The organism is Streptomyces sp. AHU1 (assembly GCF_045343905.1).
Lineage (GTDB): Bacteria > Actinomycetota > Actinomycetes > Streptomycetales > Streptomycetaceae > Streptomyces > Streptomyces triticiradicis.
In genome coordinates this window covers 2,595,957-2,617,773 of the sequence record NZ_CP174283.1, presented here as the reverse complement: position 1 = coordinate 2,617,773, position 21,817 = coordinate 2,595,957, and the positions used below count along the sequence as shown (strand labels likewise).

Below are 21,817 nucleotides of genomic sequence, written 5' to 3'. Positions count from 1 at the left end.
CCGAGAGGCACCTCCGCCCCGAAAGGACCCGGCACCGTGACCGCGACCGTCATACCGGCCCCCGCCCCGGCCGCCGGGCAGGCCCCCGGCAAGCCCGCCCACCGCGACGGCAACGTCCTGCGCTGGCTCGGCGCCTACACCTCGTCGATGATCGGCGACAACGTCTACTACATCGCGCTGTCCTGGGCCGCCGTCCAGGCCGGCAGCCCCTCCCAGGCCGGGTTCGTGATGGCCGTCAGCGCCGTCCCGCGGGCCCTGCTGATGCTGGGCGGGGGAGTGGTCGCCGACCGGTTCGGACCGCGGAAGGTCGTCATCGGCAGCGACGCGGTGCGCTGCGCGAGCGTGCTGGCGCTCGCCGCGCTGCTCTTCGCGACGGGTCCGGGGCTGTGGCTGCTGGTCCTGGCCGCCCTCGTCTTCGGCACCGTCGACGCCGTGTTCATGCCCGCGGTGGGAGCCCTTCCCGCCCGGATCACGGGCCGGGACCAGCTCGCCCGGGTGCAGGGCATGCGGGGGCTCGCCATCCGCTCCGCCAACGTGCTGGGCGCTCCGCTCGGCGGTCTCGCGGTGGCCCTCGGCGGTGCGGCCACGGCGTTCGCGGCGGCGGGCGCGCTCATCGCCGTGTCGGTACCGCTGCTGATCTCCGTACGCGTGCGGGAACCGGCCCCGGACGAAGCGGGGGACCCGGCGGGCCGCACCGCCTGGCGCGACCTCCGCGACGGCCTGCGCCACATCCGGGGCCACCGCGTCCTCGCCCCGCTCATCGCCGCCATCGCCCTCGGCGACCTCGGCTTCGTGGGTCCGCTCAACGTCGGACTGACCCTGCTCGCGGACCGGCGCGGCTGGGGCGCGTCCGGGATGGGCTGGGTGGTCGCCGCGTTCGGCACCGGCGCGGGAGCCGCCGCACTGCTGCTGACCCTGCGCGGACGGCTGCCGCGCGCGGGCACCGTCGCCGGCGCGGCCATCCTCGGCGGTTCCGTGGCGATCGGCTCGCTCGCCTTCGTGCCGAGCGTCGCCGGAGCCGTCGGCACGGCCCTCGTCGTCGGACTGCTCGCCGGACTCAGCGGCGCCCTGTGCGGGGCACTGCTCCAGACGCAGTCCGACCCCGCCTACCTGGGCCGGGTCACCGCCGTCGCCGGCATCGTCAGCCTGGGGTTCGCGCCGCTGAGCATGCCGCTGACCGCCGCCGCCATCGGCTGGTGGGGCACCGGACCGGTCTTCACCGCCAGCGCCGCCGTGTGCGGCCTCGGCGGGGTCCTCATCCTGTGCGTGCGGGACCTGCGGCGCGCCGAACTGCCCCGCTGACCGCCGACGGCGGAGCGGACCTCGCGGCGCACGCCCGGCGGCCCGGTGCGTGCCGCTCCGGGGAGGCGCGGTCCGGCCCCCTCCCGGCGACGCCCCCTAGATCCCCAGCTGCTTCGCCTCGTGGAGTCTGGCGATCGCGTCCTTGTCGCCGTCCAGCTCGACGTCCGCCACGGCCTGCCGGCCGAACGCGAACAGCAGCAGCTCCGAGGGCTCGCCGGTCACCGTCACCACCGGCGTCCCCTTGTTCAGCACCGTCGTCTGGCCGTTCGGGCGGCGCAGCACCACACCCGTCGGAGCGCCACGGCCCATCAGCCGGGCCGTGCGGTCCAGACGCGTCCACAGGGCCTCCTGGAACACCGCGTCCAGCTCGCGCCGCGTCCAGTCCGGCTGCGCGCGCCGAACGTCCTCGGTGTGGACGTAGAACTCCACCACGTTCGACGCCTCGTCCAACTGCTTCAGGGCGAACGGGGAGAACCGCGGCGGCCCCGTACGGAGCAGCTGGATCAGCTCCTCGTACGGCTTGTCGGCGAACTCCGTCATCACCCGCTCCAGACGGGGCGCGAGCTGCCTGACGACGAGACCGCCCGCGGCGTCGGGGCGGCGCTCGCGCACCACCACGTGCGCGGCGAGGTCCCGGCTGTTCCAGCCCTCGCACAGGGTGGGGGCGTCCGGTCCCACGGCTTCCAACAGATCGGCCAGGAGGAGCCGTTCGCGCTTCGCATGGGTCGACATGCCAGCCAGCCTACGGCCGGGCGCCCGCTCCGCCCAGTGGAGAGCGCGGCGGGTCGGGCCGCGTCGGGCCCGTGGGCGACGGCGTCGGTCCGGCCTGTGGACAACGGCCGGGAGCGACGGCCCGGCGCGGCACAATGGCACCCATGACCAGCACGCCTCCCGCCAGCAGCCTGGACCCCGAGATCGCCGCCCGCCTCAAGCGCAGCGCCGACGGACTCGTCCCCGCCATCGCCCAGCAGTACGACACCGGTGAGGTGCTGATGCTCGGCTGGATGGACGACGAGGCACTGCACCGCACCCTCACCACGGGCCGCTGCACCTACTGGTCGCGCAGCCGCCAGGAGTACTGGGTCAAGGGCGACACCTCGGGCCACTTCCAGCACGTCAGGTCCGTGGCCCTGGACTGCGACGCCGACACCCTCCTGGTGCGCGTCGACCAGGTGGGCGCGGCCTGCCACACCGGCGCCCGCACCTGCTTCGACGCCGACGTGCTGCTGAAGGACACCGGCGGCGGGGCCGAGGGCGCCGATTCCGGTGCACCGGCCCGGAATCAGTAAGGTCAGCCGCCATGGACCTCGAGACGTTCCGCAAGCTGGCCACCGACCGCCGCGTCATCCCCGTCAGCCGCAAACTGCTCGCGGACGGCGACACGCCGGTCGCGCTCTACCGCAAACTGGCCGCCGAGCGCCCCGGCACGTTCCTGCTCGAATCCGCCGAGAACGGCCGCACCTCCCTGTCCTGGTCCCGCTACTCCTTCGTGGGCGTCCGTTCCGCCGCGACCCTCACCGAGCGGGACGGGCAGGCGCACTGGCTCGGCACCCCGCCCGTGGGCGTCCCCGTGGACGGTGACCCGCTCGCGGCCCTGCGCGCCACCATCGAGGCGCTGCACACCCCCCAGGGCGAGGGACTGCCCCCGTTCACCGGCGGCATGGTCGGCTATCTCGGCTACGACATCGTGCGCCGCCTGGAGAAGATCGGCCCCGGCGAGCGGGACGACCTGAAGCTGCCCGAGCTGACCATGCTGCTCACCAGCGACCTCGCCGTCCTGGACCACTGGGACGGCTCGGTCCAGCTGATCGCCAACGCGATCAACCACAACGACCTGGACACCGGCGTCGACGAGGCGTACGCGGACGCCGTCGCCCGCCTCGACGCGATGGAGGCCGACCTCTCGCGCGCGGTGTCCCAGCCGCCCGCGGCGCTCCCGCCCTCCGAACTCCCCGAGTACACCGCGCTCTGGGGCGGCCCCGACTTCCAGGACGCCGTCGAGGACATCAAGGAGCGCATCAGGGCCGGCGAGGCCTTCCAGGTCGTCCCCTCCCAGCGCTTCGAAACCCCGTGCACGGCCAGTGCCTTGGACGTCTACCGCGTCCTGCGGGCGACCAACCCCTCGCCGTACATGTACCTGTTCCGCTTCGACGGCTTCGACGTCGTCGGCTCCTCCCCGGAAGCCCTGGTCAAGGTCGAGGGCGGGCAGGCCATGGTGCACCCCATCGCGGGCACCCGGCCCCGCGGCACGACCGTCCAGGACGACCAGGCCCTCGCCGACGAACTGCTCGCCGACCCCAAGGAGCGCGCCGAGCACCTCATGCTCGTCGACCTGGGGCGCAACGACCTCGGACGGGTCTGCGAGCCCGGCTCCGTCGAGGTCGTCGACTTCATGTCCATCGAGCGGTACTCGCACGTGATGCACATCGTCTCCACGGTGACCGGCAAGGTCGCCGCCGGCCGTACGGCCTTCGACGTGCTCACCGCCTGCTTCCCCGCCGGCACCCTCTCCGGTGCGCCCAAGCCGCGCGCGATGCAGATCATCGACGAACTGGAGCCGTCCCGGCGCGGGTTGTACGGCGGCTGCGTCGGCTACCTCGACTTCGCGGGCGACTCCGACACCGCCATCGCCATCCGCACGGCCCTGCTGCGCGACGGCACGGCCTACGTCCAGGCCGGCGCCGGCATCGTCGCCGACTCGGTCCCGCAGGCGGAGGACGACGAGTGCCGCAACAAGGCGGCGGCGGTCCTGCGCGCGGTGCACACGGCGAACCGGCTCGGACGGTAGGGCGACGCTCCGGCGGGCGGCCGTCGTGCGCCCCGGCCGTCCCGGGCCGTGCGACGGCCGCCCCCGGGCCGGGTCCGGGCTCCGTCCGGGCCTCGCCCGGGGCCCGGCGGCACCGGCGGACGCCCGCCGATAGGACGAGGGTCACGCGGCCCCGGATGACGGTTCGCCCGGGGTTCAGGCGATAGTGGGGTCTGTGACTGCTGTACCTCACCCCCGATCCGAAGCCGCGGGACCCGCCCGGTCCCACCGCCGCAGCCTTGCCGTGACCCTGCTGAGCGGCGCGCTCGGCGCGGCCGTCACCCTGCTCGCCACCCGGCAGAGCTGGGCGCGGGGGACCGCGACCGTGGCCGGCGGCGACTTCCCGCTGACCGCCAAGGGCAGCGACGTCACGGGTGTGCCCGCGGCGCTCGCCATAGTCGGCCTCGCCGCGCTCGTCGCCGTCTTCGCCGTCCGCCGCTCCGGCCGCCTCCTGGTCTCCGCGCTGCTCTCGCTCTCCGGCGCGGGCATCGCCGTCGCCGCCGTCCTCGGCGCGAGCGACGGCTCCGCCCTCGACGAGCGGGCCGCCGCCGCCTCCGGCAACACCGCCGCCACCGCGTCCGGGATCGGCCACACCCTGTGGCCGTACGTGGCCGTGGCGGGCGGCGCGCTCATCCTGCTGGCCGGCCTGCTCGCGCTGCGCCACGGCCGTTCGTGGCCCGCCATGTCCGGCCGCTACGAGCGGGACGGCAGGCCCCGGCCCCGCAAGGCCAAGCCGGTCGACCCGGACCGCCCCGAGGACCTCTGGAAGGCGCTCGACCGCGGCGAGGACCCCACCGGCCCCGACCCGGCCGGGACCTAGGGCCTGTCTGACAATTCCCGTCTGCCCGGCGACGCCATGCACGCTCCCCCGAGCTCTTCGAGCAGGGGGCACCCCCACTCGCCGCACCGGCCCCAGACCCGAGTACGTCCAGTACGCAGGCCTGGGGCCGGCACTCCCCCAAGCTCTTCGAGCAGGGGGTACCCCCAGAGCACGCACCTGACGCCGCCGGGCCGCCCTTCGGGCAACGACGGGAATTGTCAGACAGGCCCTAGCCCTTCCCGCGCGAAGGTCCCGTGCCCGCCCCCGTCGTCGTGACCCGGGGGACCGGCGCCCGAGGAGTGACCCCGCGATCACGGCGGACCCGCGCGTACGGGACAATGGACGGTGAGCGTCCGACTCACACACGCATACAGCAACGAGGAGCAAGTCATGGCGGGCAGCAGCCACGGTCACACCCCGGCCGCCTGGACCGGTGTCATCATCGCCTTCATCGGTTTCTGCGTCGCGGGCGCCTTCATGGTCAAGGCCGAACCGCTGGGCTTCTGGGCCGGCATGGTCGTCGTCGCCCTCGGCGGTGTCGTGGGCCTGATCATGCGCAGCATGGGCCTCGGCCAGCCGAAGGCCGTCGAGCACCCCGCGAACGCCGCGGCCCGCGCGGCCCTGGGCGCCGACGCCTGATCCCCTGAGGCTGTACGGAAGGCGGCCCCGGCACACCCGCCGGGGCCGCCTTCCGCGTACGCGGGCGGGCGTCCGCCCCGCGCGAGGGGCAGAATGCGTCGCGTGAACGCCGAAAACCCGAGGGTTGCGGGAACCGGGCCGGACGCGGGCGTCCTGCGGCGGCTCGCCGTTCCCGGCGGGCTGCTCGCGGCCGTCGCCGGGGCCTTCGCGTACGTCGGGGCCGTCGACCCCGGCGAGCCCGGTCACTACCCCGTCTGCCCGCTGTTCCGCCTCACCGGCCTGTACTGCCCCGGCTGCGGCGGTCTGCGCAGCGCGCACGCCTTCGTGCACGGGGACCTCGCCACGGCGCTCACGGACAACGCGCTCGCCGTCGGCGGCTACCTGGCCTTCGCGGTGCTGTGGGCCGTCTGGGTGATCCGCGTGGTGCGCGGACGACCGGCCCGGCTCGATCCCGGACCGGTCCATCTGTGGGGTCTGGGCGCGTTGACGCTGGTCTTCACCGTTGTCCGGAACCTGCCCTCCGGCGGCTGGCTGCACCCTTGATGACATGGCAAACGTCCAGGTAGTGGGACCGGCGTCAACCGGATGCGAGGGCTACGCCTTCCTCCGGATACCATCGCAGTGACCCGACTTTTCCGTCAGAGACGGTGAACCCGGGTCAGCCGCTCGACCGCTTCAACCGTCCACCGCAGGGAAGGGGGCCGCTCGCGTGAGTGTGCTCGACGAGATCATCGACGGAGTCCGTGCCGACCTCGCGGAGCGGCAGGCGCGCGTCAGCCTCGACGAGCTCAAGGAGCGCGCGGCGAAGGCTCCGGCGGCCAAGGACGGCGTGGCCGCCCTGCGCGGTGACGGCGTCAAGGTCATCTGTGAGGTCAAGCGGTCCAGCCCCTCCAAGGGCGCGCTCGCCGCGATCGCCGACCCCGCCGCCCTGGCCGCCGACTACGAGGCGGGCGGCGCGGCCGTCATCTCCGTCCTCACCGAGCAGCGCCGCTTCGGCGGTTCGCTCGCCGACCTGGAGGCCGTCCGCGCCCGCGTGGACATCCCGGTGCTGCGCAAGGACTTCATCGTCACGTCGTACCAGCTGTGGGAGGCCCGCGCCTACGGCGCCGACCTGGCGCTGCTCATCGTCGCGGCCCTCGAACAGCCCGCCCTGGAGTCCCTCATCGAGCGCGCCGAGTCCATCGGGCTCACGCCGCTGGTCGAGGTGCACGACGAGGACGAGGTCGAGCGTGCGGTGGACGCCGGCGCGAAGATCATCGGTGTCAACGCGCGCAACCTGAAGACGCTCAAGGTCGACCGCTCGACCTTCGAGCGGGTCGCCCCCGAGATCCCCGACGGCATCGTCAAGATCGCCGAGTCCGGTGTCCGCGGCCCGCACGACCTCATCGCGTACGCCAACGCGGGTGCCGACGCGGTCCTGGTCGGCGAGTCCCTCGTCACCGGCCGCGACCCGAGGACCGCCGTCTCCGACCTGGTGGCGGCGGGCGCCCACCCGGCCCTGCGGCACGGACGGGACTGACCCGCCGGTGCCCGCCCCGACCCTCGCCCCCGCCGTACCCCGTCCGGGCCCGTGCCCCGACGGCGTACCGGCGCGCGCCGGGTCGGACGCACCGGTCCCGGCCGACGCGCTCCCGCGGGCGCGGGCCGGATCACCCGTGCCGGGGACGGACGGCGGGAACCCGCCGCCCTCCGCCGGGCACCTCCCCGGCGATCCGCACGCCGAACGCGTCGGCCTGCCCTTCGGCGCCGCGCTCCCGGTCGCCTCGGCGGCCCGTGACCCCTACGCCCGCCTCGCCCGCGGCTGCCGTCCGCGCGGCTGCCGGGCACCCGCGCGCCGTGTGCACGGGCGCCGGGTCCGTTACGTCATCGGCGACGAGCCGGGCCAGGTCAACGGCATGCGATGGCCCGGGCGCGTACGCGCGCTCACGTCCTCCCCGGCCAGGTGACCCGCACGGGTGAACCGGGCCGCGCCCTGGTCCACCGCCGCGCGGGGACCGGGCGGATCCGCGGCAGGACGGGCGGTGTCACCGGCGGACTCGCCGGTGGCCGGTGGAGCGTGGGTGCGTCCGGTTTCCGTGACCCCTGTCCGATCCCGTAACCGGGGCTGTCGCCCCTGCGAGGTATCCGCATGCCCAGCGAGTTCTTCATTCCCGACCCCGACGGTCGAGTTCCCAGCGCCGAAGGCTACTTCGGCGCGTTCGGCGGCAAGTTCATCCCGGAGGCGCTGGTCGCCGCCGTGGACGAGGTCGCCGTCGAGTACGACAAGGCGAAGGCGGACCCCGAGTTCGCCCGTGAGCTCGACGACCTGCTCGTCCACTACACCGGACGCCCGAGCTCCCTCACCGAGGTGCCCCGCTTCGCCGAACACGCCGGTGGAGCGCGGGTCTTCCTCAAGCGCGAGGACCTCAACCACACCGGCTCGCACAAGATCAACAACGTGCTCGGCCAGGCCCTGCTGACCCGGCGCATGGGCAAGACCCGCGTCATCGCGGAGACCGGCGCCGGCCAGCACGGCGTCGCCACCGCCACCGCCTGCGCGCTCTTCGGCCTCGACTGCACCATCTACATGGGCGAGATCGACACCCAGCGCCAGGCGCTGAACGTGGCCCGGATGCGCATGCTCGGCGCCGAGGTCATCGCCGTGAAGTCCGGTTCCCGCACCCTCAAGGACGCCATCAACGAGGCGTTCCGCGACTGGGTCGCCAACGTCGACCACACCCACTACCTCTTCGGCACCGTCGCCGGCCCGCACCCCTTCCCCGCCATGGTCCGCGACTTCCACCGCGTCATCGGCGTGGAGGCCCGCCGGCAGATCCTGGAGCGGGCCGGACGGCTGCCCGACGCGGCGATCGCCTGCGTCGGCGGCGGCTCCAACGCCATCGGCCTCTTCCACGCCTTCATCCCCGACGACGGCGTCCGCCTGATCGGCTGCGAGCCCGCCGGGCACGGCGTGGAGACCGGCGAGCACGCGGCGACCCTGACCGCGGGCGAGCCCGGCATCCTGCACGGGTCGCGGTCCTACGTCCTCCAGGACGAGGAGGGCCAGATCACCGAGCCCTACTCGATCTCGGCCGGACTCGACTACCCCGGCATCGGGCCGGAGCACTCCTACCTCAAGGACAGCGGCCGGGGCGAGTACCGCGCGGTCACCGACGACGCGGCGATGCAGGCCCTGCGGCTGCTCTCCCGCACCGAGGGCATCATCCCGGCCATCGAGAGCGCCCACGCGCTCGCCGGGGCCCTGGAGGTCGGCAAGGAGCTGGGCAAGGACGGGCTGATCGTCGTCAACCTGTCCGGACGCGGCGACAAGGACATGGACACGGCCGCCCGTTACTTCGGCCTCTACGACGAGGGCGCCGACGCGGTCGTGCCCGCGGACGCCGACAGCGAGAACGCCGAGATCGAGGGGGACGTCAAGTGAGCGGCAACATCCAGCTGTTGAGCGACACCCTCGCGGGTGCGAAGGCGGAGGGGCGGTCCGCCCTCATCGCGTACCTGCCGGCCGGCTTCCCGACCGTCGACGGCGGCATCGCGGCGGTCAAGGCCGTCTTCGACGGCGGCGCCGACGTCGTCGAGGTCGGGCTGCCGCACAGCGACCCCGTCCTCGACGGTCCCGTCATCCAGACCGCCGACGACATCGCCCTGCGCGGCGGCGTCAGGATCGCGGACGTCATGCGCACCGTCCGGGAGGCCTTCGAGGCCACCGGCAAGCCCGTCCTCGTGATGACGTACTGGAACCCGATCGACCGCTACGGCGTCGAGCGCTTCACCGCCGAGCTCGCCGCGGCGGGCGGCGCGGGCTGCATCCTGCCCGACCTGCCCGTCCAGGAGTCGGCGCTGTGGAGGGAGCACGCGGAGAAGCACGGCCTCGCGACCGTCTTCGTCGTCGCGCCCAGCAGCAAGGACGCCCGGCTCGCCGAGATCACCGCGGCCGGCAGCGGCTTCGTGTACGCGGCCTCGCTGATGGGGGTCACCGGAACCCGGGAGTCGGTCGGGAACCAGGCCCAGGACCTGGTGGCACGTACCAAGGCCACCACCGGTCTGCCCGTCTGCGTCGGCCTCGGCGTCTCCAACGCCGAGCAGGCCGCCGAGGTGGCCGGCTTCGCCGACGGAGTGATCGTCGGCTCGGCGTTCGTGAAGCGGATGCTGGACGCGCCGGACGAGGCGGCCGGTCTCGAGGCCGTACGGGAACTCGCGGCCGACCTCGCGAAGGGCGTGCGCACCACCGGATGACGTGACCGGGCCGATCCGCGCGTAACGGACGATCCGCTCACCCGAACGGGTGGACCTCGGGCCGGGGAGGCGCGCTGCGCCTCCCCGGTTCGTTCTGCCGGATGTGAGCGAGAAGAACCGTGACGGAAAGCGCAACGCCCGCGAGCGGCTGGCGGTCGAGCGAGAGAAGCAGAAGGCCTCGGAGAAGCGCCGCCGCGCGCTGATCGTGGGGGCGTCGGTGATCTGCGTCCTCGGCCTGGCCGCCGTGATCGGCGTGGTGGCCGCCAACTCGGGCAAGGACAAGAAGAGCGGCGCCTCGGGCCCGGTCGTGTCGCCCTCGGGCGCCACCGGCAAGGACAGTCTCGCGATCCCCGTCGGCAAGGAAGGCGCCGGGTCGACCCTCACGGTGTGGGAGGACTTCCGCTGTCCGGCCTGTCAGGCCTTCGAGGCGGCCTACCGCCCGACGATCCGCGAACTGACCGACTCCGGGAAGCTGAAGGTCGAGTACCACCTCGTCACGCTGATCGACGGGAACATGGGCGGCAGCGGTTCCCGCAAGGCCGCCAACGCCGCGGCGTGCGCCCAGGACGCCGGGAAGTTCCGCGACTACCACGACGTGCTGTACGAGAACCAGCCCAAGGAGACCGACGACGCCTTCGCCGACAACGCCAAGCTCATCGAGCTCGCCGGCAAGGTGGAGGGCCTGGACACCCCGGCCTTCCGCGCCTGTGTCAACGACGGCACCCACGACAGCTGGGTCCGGAAGTCGCACGCCGCGTTCCAGGCCGGCAACTTCACGGGCACCCCGACCGTGCTCCTGGGCGGCAAGAACATCTACGCGGACCAGTCGATGACCCCCGCCAAGCTCAAGCAGATGGTGGAAGAGGCCAACAAGGGCTGAGCCGCTCCCGCACGCTCCGGCGCCCCCGCCTCCACGGGCCGGGGGCGCCGCACGTTATGGACCTGTTGCGGGGCTGCCCGCCATGGGCGGCGTCCGGCACGGTAGCGTCGACCCTGCCATGGAACTTGCCTACATTCCCAGCCCGTCGCACGGTGTGCTGCACCTCGGCCCCATTCCGCTGCGTGCTTACGCGTTCTGCATCATCATCGGCGTCTTTCTGGCCGTCTGGCTCGGCAACAAGCGCTGGATCGCCCGGGGAGGGCGGGCCGGCACGGTGGCCGACATCGCGGTCTGGGCCGTGCCCTTCGGTCTCGTCGGCGGCCGGCTCTACCACGTGATCACGGACTACGAGCTGTACTTCAGCGAGGGCCGTGACTGGGTGGACGCCTTCAAGATCTGGCAGGGCGGGCTCGGCATCTGGGGCGCCATCGCCCTCGGTGCGCTGGGCGCCTGGATCGGCTGCCGCCGCCGCGGCATCCCGCTGCCCGCCTGGGCCGACGCCGTGGCACCCGGCATCGCCTTCGCGCAGGCCTGCGGACGCTGGGGCAACTGGTTCAACCAGGAGCTGTACGGCAAGCCCACGGACCTTCCGTGGGCGCTGCACATCACGTCCTCCACGGACGGACGCGTCCCCGGTTACTACCACCCGACCTTCCTGTACGAGTCCCTGTGGTGCGTCGGCGTCGGATTCCTGGTCATCTGGGCCGACCGCCGCTTCAAGCTCGGCCACGGTCGCGCCTTCGCCCTGTACGTCGCCGCCTACTGCGTCGGCCGGGGCTGGATCGAGTACATGCGCGTCGACGACGCCCACCACATCCTGGGCCTGCGTCTGAACGACTGGACCGCGCTGGTGGTCTTCCTCCTCGCGGTGCTCTACATCGTGATCTCGGCCCGGACGCGTCCGGGCCGCGAGGAGATCGTGGAGCCGGGTGCCGCCGAGGACGCGTCGGCCGAGGACGCGGCCGACGACAAGAGCGACGACACGTCCGAGGGCAAGACCGAAGGCACGTCCGAGGGCAAGACCGAGGGCAAGACCGAGGGCAAGACCGAGGGCGGCACGGGCGAGGACGCGGGTGAGGCCGGTACCGACGGCGAGTCCGTCGACCTCGGCAAGGAGACCGCCACCGAGTCCGCGAAGCCCGAGTCCGCGAAGTCCTCGGAGACCACCGCGTCCGCTTCCGTGACGGAGTCCGGGAAGAAGACCGAGCCCGAGACGGAGTCCGTGGCGCGGGACGAGGCCGGGTCGGCCAAGAAGAGCTGAGCCGTCGCCGTACGCACGAAGGGGCGCCGCGTCCGGGACGCGGCGCCCCTTCGTGCGTACGCGCCCGTGGTCTCAGGCCAGGCGCCGGGCGAGGGCGAGGGTGCGGCGGGCGCCCGTGACCACCGCGGCGTCGACGAAACGGCCGTCCGGGAGGGCCTGTGCGCCGGGATCTCCGGCGGCCGCCCGGATCACGGCCTCGGCGGAGTCGACCTCGGCCGGGGTGGGGAGGTAGGCCCGCTCGATGATGGGGAGCTGGCGGGGGTGGATCGCCGCACGCCCGAGGAAGCCGAGGGCGCGGCCGCGCGCACAGGACGAGGCCAGGCCCTCCACGTCGCGGATGTCGGGGTAGACCGACTGGGCCGGCGGGGGCAGGCCCGCGGCCCGGGCGGCCACGACCAGGCGGGCCCGGGACCAGTCGAGGCCCGTCTCGTCGCGTACGCCGAGATCGGCCCTCAGATCGCTCTCGCCGAGCGAGATGCCGCACAGCGCGCGATGGGCCGAGGCGATGGAGTACGCCCGCTCGATGCCGAGGGCCGACTCCAGCAGGGCGTAGAGCGGGATCGTGCCGCCCTCCGCGGGGGTCGCGCTTTCCGCCACCCGCACGACGTCGTGGCGCGAGGTCACCTTCGGCAGCCGCAGACCGGACAGTCCGCGCAGCGGGGAGAGCGTCTTCAGGTCGGCGTCGCAGAAGGGGCCGTCGAGGGCGTTGACCCGGACGTGCACCGGGACGGGCGGCGCCTCGGCGAGCAGGTCCGCGGTGGCGGAGCGGGCGTACTCCTTGCGGTGCGGCGCGACCGCGTCCTCCAGGTCGACGAGGACGACGTCCGCGCCGGAGACCAGGGCCTTGGCCACCACCTCGGGACGGTCCCCCGGCACGTACAGCCAGGTCAGGGGCAGGAGGTCGGAGGTCACAGCGCCCCCTCCGCCCTCAGTTCCCCGATGTCGTCCGGCGTCAGGCCGAGTTCGCCGAGCACGGCGTCGGTGTCCGCGCCGTGCGGGCGGCCCGCCCAGTGGATCGCGCCGGGTGTGGCGGAGAGCCGGAAGAGGACGTTCTGCATGCGCAGCGGCCCCAGCTCGGGGTCCTCGACGCGGGTGAGCGTGTCCAGGGCCTGGTACTGCGGGTCGCTCATGATGTCCCGGACGTCCTGGACGGGCGCGATCGCCGCCTCCGCCTTCTCGAAGGCGGCGAGGACCTCCTCCCGGGTGCGCCCGGCGATCCACGCGCCGACCGCCCCGTCCAGGACGTCCGCGTGGCGCGCCCGGTCCGCGCCGGTCGCGAACCACGGCTCGTCGATCACGTCGGGGCGGCCGACCAGCCGCATCACCCGCTCGGCGATCGACTGCGCCGACGTCGAGACCGCGACCCAGGAGCCGTCCGCCGTGCGGTAGGTGTTGCGGGGCGCGTTGTTCGCCGAGCGGTTGCCGGTGCGCGGCTGGACATGGCCGAGCTGGTCGTACCAGATCGGCTGCGGGCCGAGGACGGTCAGGATCGGTTCGATGATCGCCATGTCGACCACCTGGCCCTCGCCGGTGCGCTCGCGTGCCCGCAGCGCGGTCATCACGGCGTACGCGGTCGTGAGGCCCGCGATCGAGTCGGCCAGGCCGAACGGCGGGAGGGTCGGCGGCGCATCGGGTTCGCCGGTGACCGCGGCGAAGCCGCTCATCGCCTCCGCGAGCGTGCCGAAGCCGGGGCGGTGCGCGTACGGGCCGAACTGGCCGAAGGCGGTGACCCGGGCGAGGATCAGCCGGGGGTTGGCCGCGGACAGCTCGGCCCAGCCCAGGTCCCACTTCTCCAGGGTGCCCGGACGGAAGTTCTCGATGATCACGTCGGCGTCCGCGGCGAGCCGGAGCAGGGTCTCGCGGCCGCCGGGCCTGGACAGGTTCAGCGTGATCGTGCGCTTGTTGCGGCCGAGGAGCTTCCACCACAGGCCGACGCCGTCCTTCGAGGGGCCGTGCCCCCGGGACGGGTCCGGCTGGGAGGGGTGTTCGACCTTGACGACCTCCGCGCCGAAGTCGCCGAGCATGGTGGCGGCGAGCGGCCCGGCGAACAGGGTCGCGAGGTCGAGGACGCGCAGCCCGTCGAGGGGGCCGCTCCCGCCGGGCCCGCTCATGCGCCGGCCTGGGTGTCGATCTCGGAGCGGTACGGCATCGAGGACGTCGCCCCGTGCCGCTGCACCGACACCGAGGCGGCCGCCGAGGCCCACACCATGGCCTCCGACATCTCCCGGCCCTCGGCGAGCGCCACCGCCAGGGTGCCGACGAAGGTGTCGCCCGCCGCGGTGGAGTCGACGGCGGTCACCTTGGGCGCGGGCACCGTGATGGGGTCGGCGCCCCGGGCCGCGTACAGGCTGCCCTCGGCGCCCAGGGTGACGACGACCTCCGGGACCTGTTCGAGCAGCGCGGCGGCGGCTCCGCGCGGGTCGGTGAAGCCGGTGAGCGCGGCGGCCTCGTGCTGGTTGGGCACCAGCAGGTCGACGGCGGACAGCAGCTGGGACGACAGGAACTGCGCGGGGGCCGGGGTCAGGATCGTCCGGACGCCGTGTCTGCGGGCGGCCTCCGCGCCGGCGAGCACGGCCTCCAGCGGGATCTCGAGCTGCAGGAGGAGCGCGTCGGCGCTGGCGATGAGTCCCTCGTCGCCGGGGGCCAGGGAGGTGACGGTGCCGTTGGCGCCGGGGATGACGACGATCGCGTTGCCGCCCTCGTCGTCCACCACGATGTGGGCGGTGCCGGACGGCCCCTCGGTGGTGCGCAGGTGGTCGGTGTTCACGCCGAAGTGCTCCAGCGTGGAACGGAGCTGGCTGCCGAAGGAGTCGGCGCCCACCGCGCCGATCAGGGAGACGTCGGCGCCCGCGTGGGCGGCGGCCACCGCCTGGTTCGCGCCCTTGCCGCCGGGGACCGTGCGGAACTCCCGTCCCGTCACGGTCTCTCCGCGCTGCGGGGCCTTGGCGACATACGCGACGAGGTCCATGTTCGTGCTGCCGAGCACGGCGATGTGGGTCATGGGCGAACGGTCTCCCGGTGTGTGAGGTGGGCGAGGGCGTCGAAGCCGATGCCGTCGAAGGCGGCGACGGAGGTGGCGAGCCGGTTCTTGAGGGGGTCCGTGAAGCGGTCGGGCAGGGCGGCGGGGTCGCCCGTGAGCAGGCCGGCGATGCTTCCGGCCGTCGCGCCGTTCGAGTCGGTGTCCAGACCGCCGGACACCGCCCGGCAGACGGAGCCGCCGAAGTCGCCGTCCGCGTGGGTGAGGGCGGCGGCGATCAGCGCGGTGTTGGGGACGGCGTGGACCCAGTGGCAGCCGCGGTGGACGGCGTGCAGTTCGTCGACGACCGTGTCGAAGTCCGGTGTCGTACGGGCCAGGTGGACGGCGTGGCGGACCGCCCGGGCCAGCCGGGAGCCGGGCGGGACGACCCTCAGTCCGGTGCGCAGGCAGGCGTGGACGTCGGTGGCAGGGCCGGCCGCCCCGGCGATGGCGGCGGCCGTGAACATCGCCGCGTAGACACCGTTGGCCGTGTGGGTGAGGGCGGCGTCGCGGTACGCCTGTTCCGCGGCCCGGGCCGGGTCGCCCGGGTTGGTCCAGCCGTGCACGTCCGCGCGGATGAGGGCGCCGATCCACTCGCGGAACGGGTTGCGTCGGCGGGCGGTGTCCGGGGGCTCGACGCCGTCGAGGAGGTTGCGGTAGGCGACGCGTTCCGCGGTGAAGGTGCGGCCGGCGGGGAGTTCGTCGAGCCAGAGGCGGGCCACGTCCGCGGTGGTGAAGTCCCGGCCGTACCGCTGGAGCAGCAGCAGGTTCAGGAGCGGGTAGTTGAGGTCGTCGTCCTCCGGCATGCCGTCGATGTTCTCGGCCAGGGAGGTGGCGGCGGAGCGCCGGTTCCAGGGGTGGGCGTCCAGCAGGTCCCGGGGGACGCCCCGCGCGGTGAACCAGGTGCGCAGGGGCCAGTTGCCGGAGGCCCGCGCGAGGGCCCGGATCGCTTCGAGGGGGAGCTTCTCCACGGGTTTGCCGAGCAGACAGCCCACGGCCCGCCCGAGCCAGGCCGCTTCCAGACGGGCCGGGCCGGGAGCGGGCACGGGCGCGTTCCGCGGGGGCGGCCAGTCGGGGCACCGGGCCTTGATCGGCGCCAGGTCCGTCGGTTCGTCGTCCTCCGTCCCGCGGGGCAGGGCGGCGAGTTCGTCGAGGAGCGCGGACGCCAGCCGGCGCAGCGACGGCGGGGCTGCCGTCGCCGACGCGCCCGCGCGCGGCGGGGCGGTCCCGCCGCCCGCCGCGTACCAGCGGGCGGCGACGCGGGACGGGTCCCGGCCGTCCTGCACGGCCTGGTGGAGCTCGTGGCCGAGGAGGTCCTCGGGCTGGACCCAGGTCAGCCGGAGCACGGCGCTCCCGTCAGCGCGGCGTACGCCGCCTCGTGGGCCCGGCGGCGGCGGACGTCACGGTCGAAGATCTCCCGGGTCACTTCGGCCAGCGTACGCGCCGGGGCGTCCAGGTCGAGGCGGCTGGACTCGGCCACGGTCTTGGCCCAGTCGTGCGGGACCTCGGAGCCCAGCGCGCCCGCGAGGGCTCCGGCCATGGTGGCGATGGAGTCGCAGTCACGGCCGTAGTTGACCGAACCGAGGACCGCGTGCCGGAAGTCGCCGCCGGACACCAGCAACATGCCCAGCGCGACGGGGAGTTCCTCGATGGAGTGGAGCCGTGAGGGGCGCCGGGCGCCGAGGGAGGGGGAGCGGTAGTCGGGGCCGACCGTGTCGAAGGGGGCCACCGCCCGGCGCAGCGGGGCGAGCGCCGACTCGAAGTCCGTGTGCCGCGCGGCGACTTCGCAGACCGCCTCGACGGCGGCGCGGGTGCCGTCCTTGGCCAGGGACAGGCACGCGGCGACGACCGAGGCGGGGGTCGCGCCGGGGGTGCAGGCCGCCGCCACGGCCGCCGCGAAGACACCCGCGGCCTCGCGCCCGTACGAGGACTGGTGGGCGCCCGCGACGTCGAGCGCCTCGGCGTACGCGCCCGCCGGGTTCGCCGCGTTGACGAGGCCGACCGGGGCCATGTACATCGCGGCACCGCAGTTGACGATGTTGCCGCTGCCGGCCTCCCGGGGGTCCACGTGGCCGTAGTGGAGGCGGGTGACCAGCCACTTCTCGGCGAGGAAGATCCGCTGGAGGGGGAGGGCCTCGGCCTCCAGTTCCGGGATCCAGCGGGGGGTCGTCATCAGGTCGGGGACGAGGTGCTCGGCGACCGCGTAGGCGTCGAGGTGGTCGCGGACGGTCGCGTACACCCGTACCAGCGCGTGGGTCATGAGGGTGTCGTCGGTGACGTGTCCGTCGCCCTTGTGGTACGGGGCGACGAGGCGGGCGGTGGGCCAGTCGGCGCCGTTCCAGGGGCCGACGACGCCGTGCACGCGTCCGCCGTGGCGTTCGGTGATCTGCTCGGGGGAGTACCCCTCGACGGGGCCGCCGAGGGCGTCGCCGACGGCGGCTCCGACGAGGGCTCCGGTGATCCGTTCGTCGAGGGTTCCCGTTCCTTCTCCTTTGGGCGTCATGCCCGAATCATCCCCCCGGGGTGGCCGGTCCCGGGGAATCGAGCGGGTCGGCGAGTCCCGTCGCCTCCAGGAGTTCGGCGAGCCCGACGAGGTCCGTGCCGGTCAGCCGGGGCAGCGCGCAGCCGGACAAGGTGCGGCAGGCCTCGCGCCAGGAGGCGGGGACGGCGGCGGCGCCGCCGAGCGCGCCGGTGAGCGCTCCGGCCAGGGCGGGGGCCGAGTCGGCGACCCGGGACAGGCAGGCGGCGGCGGGGACGGCCTCGGCGATCCGGCCGCGCGCGGCCAGCGCCAGGGCCAGGGCGACGGGGACGGTCTCGGCGGCCGCGACCCCGTAGCTGTAGACGTGGTCGACGATCTGGTGCTCCAGGGGCGGGACCAGGGCGAAGGCGCTCTCGCCGGCCCGGGCCAGCGAGAGGGCGTGCCGGGCGTTGCGGCCGATCTCCGTGGCGGCGGGCAGTTCGGTGAGGGCCACGTCCACACACGTGCCGACGTCGTGCCCGGAGAGGGCGAGGGCCACGGCGGCGGCCATGGCGCGGGCGCCGTGCACGCCGTCGCCGTCCTGGGTGTAGCGGGCGTCGAACTCGGCGAGTTCCGCGGCGAGTCGGGGGTCTCCCGGGTACGCCACGGCGAGCACGCAGGCCCGTACGCAGGCCGCGTCGTCGAAGTAGTGGGGGTTGTCGTGGCCGGTGGCGGGCGGGCGCAGACCGGTGGCGAGGTTGCCGAGTCCGGCCCGCACCGAGATCCGGGCGCGCAGCGGCAGCAGGGCGGACTCGACCTCGGGGGCGCGGTCCGCGGCGGCGGCGACCTCGCTGGCGACGGCGTTCCAGGACAGGTCGATGGACGCGCGCATCCGGCGGTCGAGGCTCAGGTCGCCGAGCGCCGAGGTCTCCCCGCCCCGCAGCACGGCCTCCGCCGCGAACGCCGCCCACTCGGCGTCGTCCGAGGGGCCGAGCCGCAGTGGTTCGGGCGGCTGGTTCAGCGCGATCGGCACGGGCAGGGTCGTCGTCGCGTTCTGTTCCGCGAAGGTGTCCAGCTCACGGGTCAGCCGCCGGGTCCACTCGGGCATCCGCGCGGCCCGGTGCCGTGCGGCGGGCCACCCCGCAGCGTCCCCCGAGGCCAGCCCGAGCAACAGCCCCTCGATCCGCCGCACGCCCGTCCCGGGGGGCGCCGCCCGTCGTGCGGGGTCCCCGGTTCCCGGCTCGGGACCGACCCGCAGAGAGGCCCCGCGCGCCCCCTCCGGCTCCACCGCCGACACGACCACTCCGGCCCCTGCTCCCGTACCGAGCGTTCCGGCCCCTGCTCCTGTGCCGAGCGTTCCGGCCCTTGTTCCCGTGCCGAGCACTCCGGCCCCTGCTCCCGTGCCGAGCGTTCCGGCCCTTGTTCCTGTGCTGGATCTTGCGGAGCTTGTTCTCGTGCCGGGTGTTGCGGGCCCGGCCTCCGTGCCGGGTGCCTCCGGCCGCACTTCCGTGCCGGGTGTTGCGGAGCTTGTTCTCGTGCCGGGTGTTGCGAGCCCGGCCTCCGTGCCGGGTGCCTCCGGCCGTACTCCCGTGCCGGGTGGTGCAGGGCTCGTTCTCGTGCCGGGTGCCTCCGGCCGCACTTCCGTGCCGGGTGTTGCGGGGCTCGTTCCCGTGCCGGATGTCCCGGGCCCGACTCCCGTGTCCGGAGTCCCCGGCCCCCTCCCGTCGGTGGAGGGAACCGGTCCGGTGGCCGGGCCGGGGTGTGCCGGGGCCGTTCCCGTCCCGGGGCGGGGCGGCGCGGAGGCGGCGCCCTCGCCCGTGCGCTCGCCGGGCTCGTCGTCGCCGGCCAGTCCGGGGCTCACCGGAGTGCCCCGGCGTCGACGGCGGGTGTCCCGGGCGCCTCCGGAGGCGGTTCCGTGATCCCGTACGCGTTCCCGGGCGGATCCGTGTTCCCGCAGGCGTCCGGAGGACGGGCCGCGCGTGTCTCGTCGGCGGGCGGTACACGCCCCCCGGCGCCCCACTTCTCCTCGTGCTCCGGGGTCAGGAGGTCCGCCACGTCCAGGATGTGGTGGCCCTCCATCGAGGGGAGGCAGCTGCCGCGGGCCGGTCCGATCCCCGCCGCCCACGCGGCGGGGATCGCGGACACGCCCCGGGTGGCGCCCGCCAGCGCTCCGGCCACCGCGGCCGTCGTGTCGGCGTCGCGCCCCATGTTCACCGCGGTGAGGACCGACTCGGTGAACGCCCCGTCCGCCGCCGCGTACGCGCCGAAGGCGAGGGCCACGGCCTCGGGGGCCAGGTCGGTCCACGGGTAGCCGCCGATCACGACCGCGGTGCGCACCGCGCGTTCGCCCCGGTGCGCCACCGCGACCGCGCGGCGCAGCGAACGGGCCGTCCAGGAGTCGTCCGGGACGACGGCCAGGGCGGAGGCGACGACCGTGGAGGTGGAGGCGCCCGCCATCGCGGCGGCGACCCCGGCCGCGACCGCCTGGCCGCCGTAGAGGCCCTCGCCCTCGTGGCTCACCGAGCCGTCGATCGCCACCAGCCGGGCCGCCTCGGCGGGCCGGCCGGCCGCGAAGACGCCGAAGGGCGCCGCGCGCATGGCGAGACCGTCGCTCCAGGCGTGCCGGTGCTGGGCGGAGATGGGCGCCGCGAGCCCCCGGCGGAGGTTCTCCAGCGTGCCGCGCTCGCTGAATCCGGCGCCCCGGAACGGCCCCTCGTCGCGGTCCGCGATCCACTGGTGCCAGGCCGATTCGACGTGCGCCACGGTCAGCGCCGAGCCGTGCCGGGCCAGCAGCAGCCCCGAGAAGATCGCGTACTCGGTGTCGTCCGTCCCGGCCGGATGCTCGGCGACGTACCCGGTGATCCGGCCCCATCTGGCGCGGATCTCCGACGGCTTCATGTTCTCGGCGGGTGCGCCCAGCGCGTCCCCCACGGCGAGTCCGAGCAGTGCGCCGCGTGCCCGGTCGCGCGGACCTGCGGCGTTCCCGGGTGCCGGGGCCGAGGGAATGCAGACGGTGGAAGCCATACGTGCCTCTCCTCTCAGGGCTCCGCCGGCGCGCGGAATGCGGCGCGCGGAGCCCTTTGCGGATCTGTGCCACGTTGGCGGTTGACAGGAGCCTCGCGGGCTCCTCTGTCACCCGGTCGACATGTGTGCATGACATGTCACGGATGAGCGCCAGGGGGTAAAACCGCAGGTTAGCCCAGCCTTTCCTTGCTGGCGGCGAGGAATTTCGCGGCGTACTTTCGGTGTTGTCGAAAAGTGGAAGCAGTCCAATCAAGCACTCTGGGGGACCGGTATGGCGATCATCGAGACCGAGGCGACGCTGCATGTGGCGCACCGCGACAACCACACCCACCGCGATGTCAACGGCGGATGGCTGCGCCCGGCCGTGTTCGGCGCCATGGACGGCCTGGTCTCCAACCTCGCCCTGATGACCGGCGTCGCCGGCGGGGCCGTGTCCCAGCAGACGATCGTCATCACCGGACTCGCGGGCCTCGCCGCCGGAGCCTTCTCCATGGCCGCCGGCGAGTACACCTCCGTCGCCTCGCAGCGCGAACTCGTCGAGGCGGAACTCGACGTCGAGCGGCGCGAGCTGCGCAAGCACCCCAAGGACGAGGAGCGCGAGCTGGCCGCGCTGTACGAGGCCCGGGGCGTCGAGCCCGGCCTGGCCCGCGAGGTCGCCCGGCAGCTCTCCCGCGATCCCGAGCAGGCCCTGGAGATCCACGCGCGCGAGGAACTCGGCATCGACCCCGGCGACCTGCCCTCCCCGGCCGTCGCCGCCGTGTCCAGCTTCGGCTCCTTCGCGCTCGGCGCCCTGCTGCCCGTACTGCCGTACCTGCTGGGCGCGACCGCGCTGTGGCCCGCCCTGCTCCTCGCCATGGCCGGGCTCTTCGCCTGCGGTGCCGTCGTGGCCAAGGTGACCGCGCGGTCCTGGTGGTTCAGCGGGCTGAGGCAGCTCGCTCTCGGTGGCGCCGCGGCGGGTGTGACGTACGCCCTGGGCAGTTTGTTCGGCGCGGCCGTAGGATAAGGCTCGATCACTTATGCGAGGGACCGCATAAGTAGTTGTTACCCGGCGGTTTCGATTCCGTGGCCGCTGGGAATGAGCCGTAAGCGCCGCGGGCAATGACGCCCGCGCGCATCTCTCGCGGCGGATCACGACCTCCACCGCGAACCGGGCCGATGGTCATCGATCTGTCCGATTGGGTCCCATTACTTCTCCACCGCTGGGCGCGATACCCCGCCGCACCCCCGTGGTGTCCGCATGTTGGAACGTAGTATCCGGTTCTCGGGAACCACCCCATCATGTAACCTGCACGAAATTTTGCACCCAGCAGAGGGCCAACGTCGTCCCTCGGCAGCCGTCTCCCCAGTGCCTCAAGAGCCCGGGAGACTCCCCGCCCCG

21 protein-coding genes are annotated in these 21,817 nt (G+C 74.1%); 13 read left to right on the top strand and 8 right to left on the bottom strand.

Annotated elements, in window-relative coordinates; genetic code table 11:
* Positions 1–36 precede the first annotated feature (36 nt).
* Positions 37–1,302: an MFS transporter gene (locus tag ACICHK_RS11930; RefSeq protein ID WP_406836875.1), complete on the top strand. Its 1,266-nt coding sequence runs from the start codon at positions 37–39 to the stop codon at positions 1,300–1,302.
* Between the two features lie 96 nt (positions 1,303–1,398).
* Here the strand turns inward: ACICHK_RS11930 and ACICHK_RS11925 are convergent, their stop codons facing one another.
* Entirely contained in the window at positions 1,399–2,034 is a 636-nt protein-coding gene (locus ACICHK_RS11925) for a TIGR03085 family metal-binding protein (RefSeq protein ID WP_151469771.1), read from the bottom strand.
* A gap of 143 nt (positions 2,035–2,177) precedes the next feature.
* On the opposite strand from ACICHK_RS11925, the gene hisI reads away from it, so the two are divergent.
* The 11 genes from hisI (at position 2,178) to lgt (ending at position 11,941) form a co-directional block, all read left to right on the top strand.
* Positions 2,178–2,591, top strand: a complete 414-nt coding sequence (hisI, locus tag ACICHK_RS11920) for a phosphoribosyl-AMP cyclohydrolase (protein WP_103549977.1) — start codon at positions 2,178–2,180, stop codon at positions 2,589–2,591.
* An 11-nt stretch (positions 2,592–2,602) separates the two neighbouring features.
* A complete protein-coding gene (locus ACICHK_RS11915; RefSeq protein ID WP_406836874.1) occupies positions 2,603–4,090 on the top strand; it encodes an anthranilate synthase component I in 1,488 nt (495 codons plus the stop codon).
* Between the two features lie 184 nt (positions 4,091–4,274).
* On the top strand, positions 4,275–4,928 hold the full coding sequence (locus tag ACICHK_RS11910) for a TIGR02234 family membrane protein (protein ID WP_406836873.1): 654 nt from the start codon (positions 4,275–4,277) through the stop codon (positions 4,926–4,928).
* A 390-nt stretch (positions 4,929–5,318) separates the two neighbouring features.
* Positions 5,319–5,567, top strand: a complete 249-nt coding sequence (locus tag ACICHK_RS11905; protein ID WP_406836872.1) for an HGxxPAAW family protein — start codon at positions 5,319–5,321, stop codon at positions 5,565–5,567.
* A gap of 93 nt (positions 5,568–5,660) precedes the next feature.
* Positions 5,661–6,110, top strand: coding sequence for a DUF2752 domain-containing protein (locus ACICHK_RS11900; RefSeq protein ID WP_406836871.1), 450 nt, complete (start codon positions 5,661–5,663; stop codon positions 6,108–6,110).
* Between the two features lie 166 nt (positions 6,111–6,276).
* A complete protein-coding gene (gene trpC / locus ACICHK_RS11895; RefSeq protein ID WP_151469776.1) occupies positions 6,277–7,086 on the top strand; it encodes an indole-3-glycerol phosphate synthase TrpC in 810 nt (269 codons plus the stop codon).
* A 7-nt stretch (positions 7,087–7,093) separates the two neighbouring features.
* Positions 7,094–7,513, top strand: coding sequence for a tryptophan biosynthesis modulator TrpM (trpM, locus tag ACICHK_RS11890; RefSeq protein ID WP_406836870.1), 420 nt, complete (start codon positions 7,094–7,096; stop codon positions 7,511–7,513).
* 182 nt (positions 7,514–7,695) lie between these two features.
* Complete coding sequence (gene trpB / locus ACICHK_RS11885) at positions 7,696–8,988, top strand: tryptophan synthase subunit beta (RefSeq protein WP_151469777.1); 1,293 nt, start codon at positions 7,696–7,698, stop codon at positions 8,986–8,988.
* Positions 8,985–9,800 (top strand): tryptophan synthase subunit alpha, encoded by an 816-nt coding sequence (trpA, locus tag ACICHK_RS11880; RefSeq protein WP_151469778.1) that lies wholly within the window; start codon positions 8,985–8,987, stop codon positions 9,798–9,800. The genes trpB and trpA overlap by 4 nt, the downstream gene beginning before the upstream one ends.
* Before the next feature lie 103 nt (positions 9,801–9,903).
* Positions 9,904–10,680, top strand: a complete 777-nt coding sequence (locus ACICHK_RS11875) for a DsbA family protein (protein ID WP_406836869.1) — start codon at positions 9,904–9,906, stop codon at positions 10,678–10,680.
* 118 nt (positions 10,681–10,798) lie between these two features.
* A complete protein-coding gene (gene lgt / locus ACICHK_RS11870; protein ID WP_406836868.1) occupies positions 10,799–11,941 on the top strand; it encodes a prolipoprotein diacylglyceryl transferase in 1,143 nt (380 codons plus the stop codon).
* 72 nt (positions 11,942–12,013) lie between these two features.
* On the opposite strand, the gene ACICHK_RS11865 is transcribed toward lgt, so the two are convergent.
* The 7 genes from ACICHK_RS11865 to ACICHK_RS11835 all read right to left on the bottom strand — a co-directional run bounded on the left by ACICHK_RS11865 (position 12,014) and on the right by ACICHK_RS11835 (position 20,439).
* A complete protein-coding gene (locus tag ACICHK_RS11865) occupies positions 12,014–12,853 on the bottom strand; it encodes a CoA ester lyase (protein WP_151469781.1) in 840 nt (279 codons plus the stop codon).
* Entirely contained in the window at positions 12,850–14,052 is a 1,203-nt protein-coding gene (locus tag ACICHK_RS11860) for a CaiB/BaiF CoA transferase family protein (protein WP_406836867.1), read from the bottom strand. The genes ACICHK_RS11865 and ACICHK_RS11860 overlap by 4 nt, the downstream gene beginning before the upstream one ends.
* Complete coding sequence (rbsK, locus tag ACICHK_RS11855) at positions 14,049–14,942, bottom strand: ribokinase (RefSeq protein WP_151469783.1); 894 nt, start codon at positions 14,940–14,942, stop codon at positions 14,049–14,051. Before rbsK ends, ACICHK_RS11860 begins: the two co-directional genes overlap by 4 nt.
* Complete coding sequence (locus ACICHK_RS11850; protein ID WP_406836866.1) at positions 14,939–16,303, bottom strand: ADP-ribosylglycohydrolase family protein; 1,365 nt, start codon at positions 16,301–16,303, stop codon at positions 14,939–14,941. Before ACICHK_RS11850 ends, rbsK begins: the two co-directional genes overlap by 4 nt.
* On the bottom strand, positions 16,291–17,460 hold the full coding sequence (locus tag ACICHK_RS11845) for an ADP-ribosylglycohydrolase family protein (RefSeq protein WP_406836865.1): 1,170 nt from the start codon (positions 17,458–17,460) through the stop codon (positions 16,291–16,293). Before ACICHK_RS11845 ends, ACICHK_RS11850 begins: the two co-directional genes overlap by 13 nt.
* Positions 17,461–17,467: 7 nt before the next feature.
* Positions 17,468–18,799 carry an ADP-ribosylglycohydrolase family protein gene (locus ACICHK_RS11840; RefSeq protein WP_406836864.1) on the bottom strand — a complete coding sequence of 444 codons (1,332 nt, stop codon included), beginning with the start codon at positions 18,797–18,799 and terminating at the stop codon, positions 17,468–17,470.
* Between the two features lie 473 nt (positions 18,800–19,272).
* Positions 19,273–20,439, bottom strand: coding sequence for an ADP-ribosylglycohydrolase family protein (locus tag ACICHK_RS11835; protein WP_406836863.1), 1,167 nt, complete (start codon positions 20,437–20,439; stop codon positions 19,273–19,275).
* 271 nt (positions 20,440–20,710) lie between these two features.
* Between ACICHK_RS11835 and ACICHK_RS11830 the strand changes: the two genes are divergently transcribed.
* A complete protein-coding gene (locus tag ACICHK_RS11830) occupies positions 20,711–21,442 on the top strand; it encodes a VIT1/CCC1 transporter family protein (protein WP_103549944.1) in 732 nt (243 codons plus the stop codon).
* The last annotated feature ends 375 nt before the right edge of the window (positions 21,443–21,817 follow it).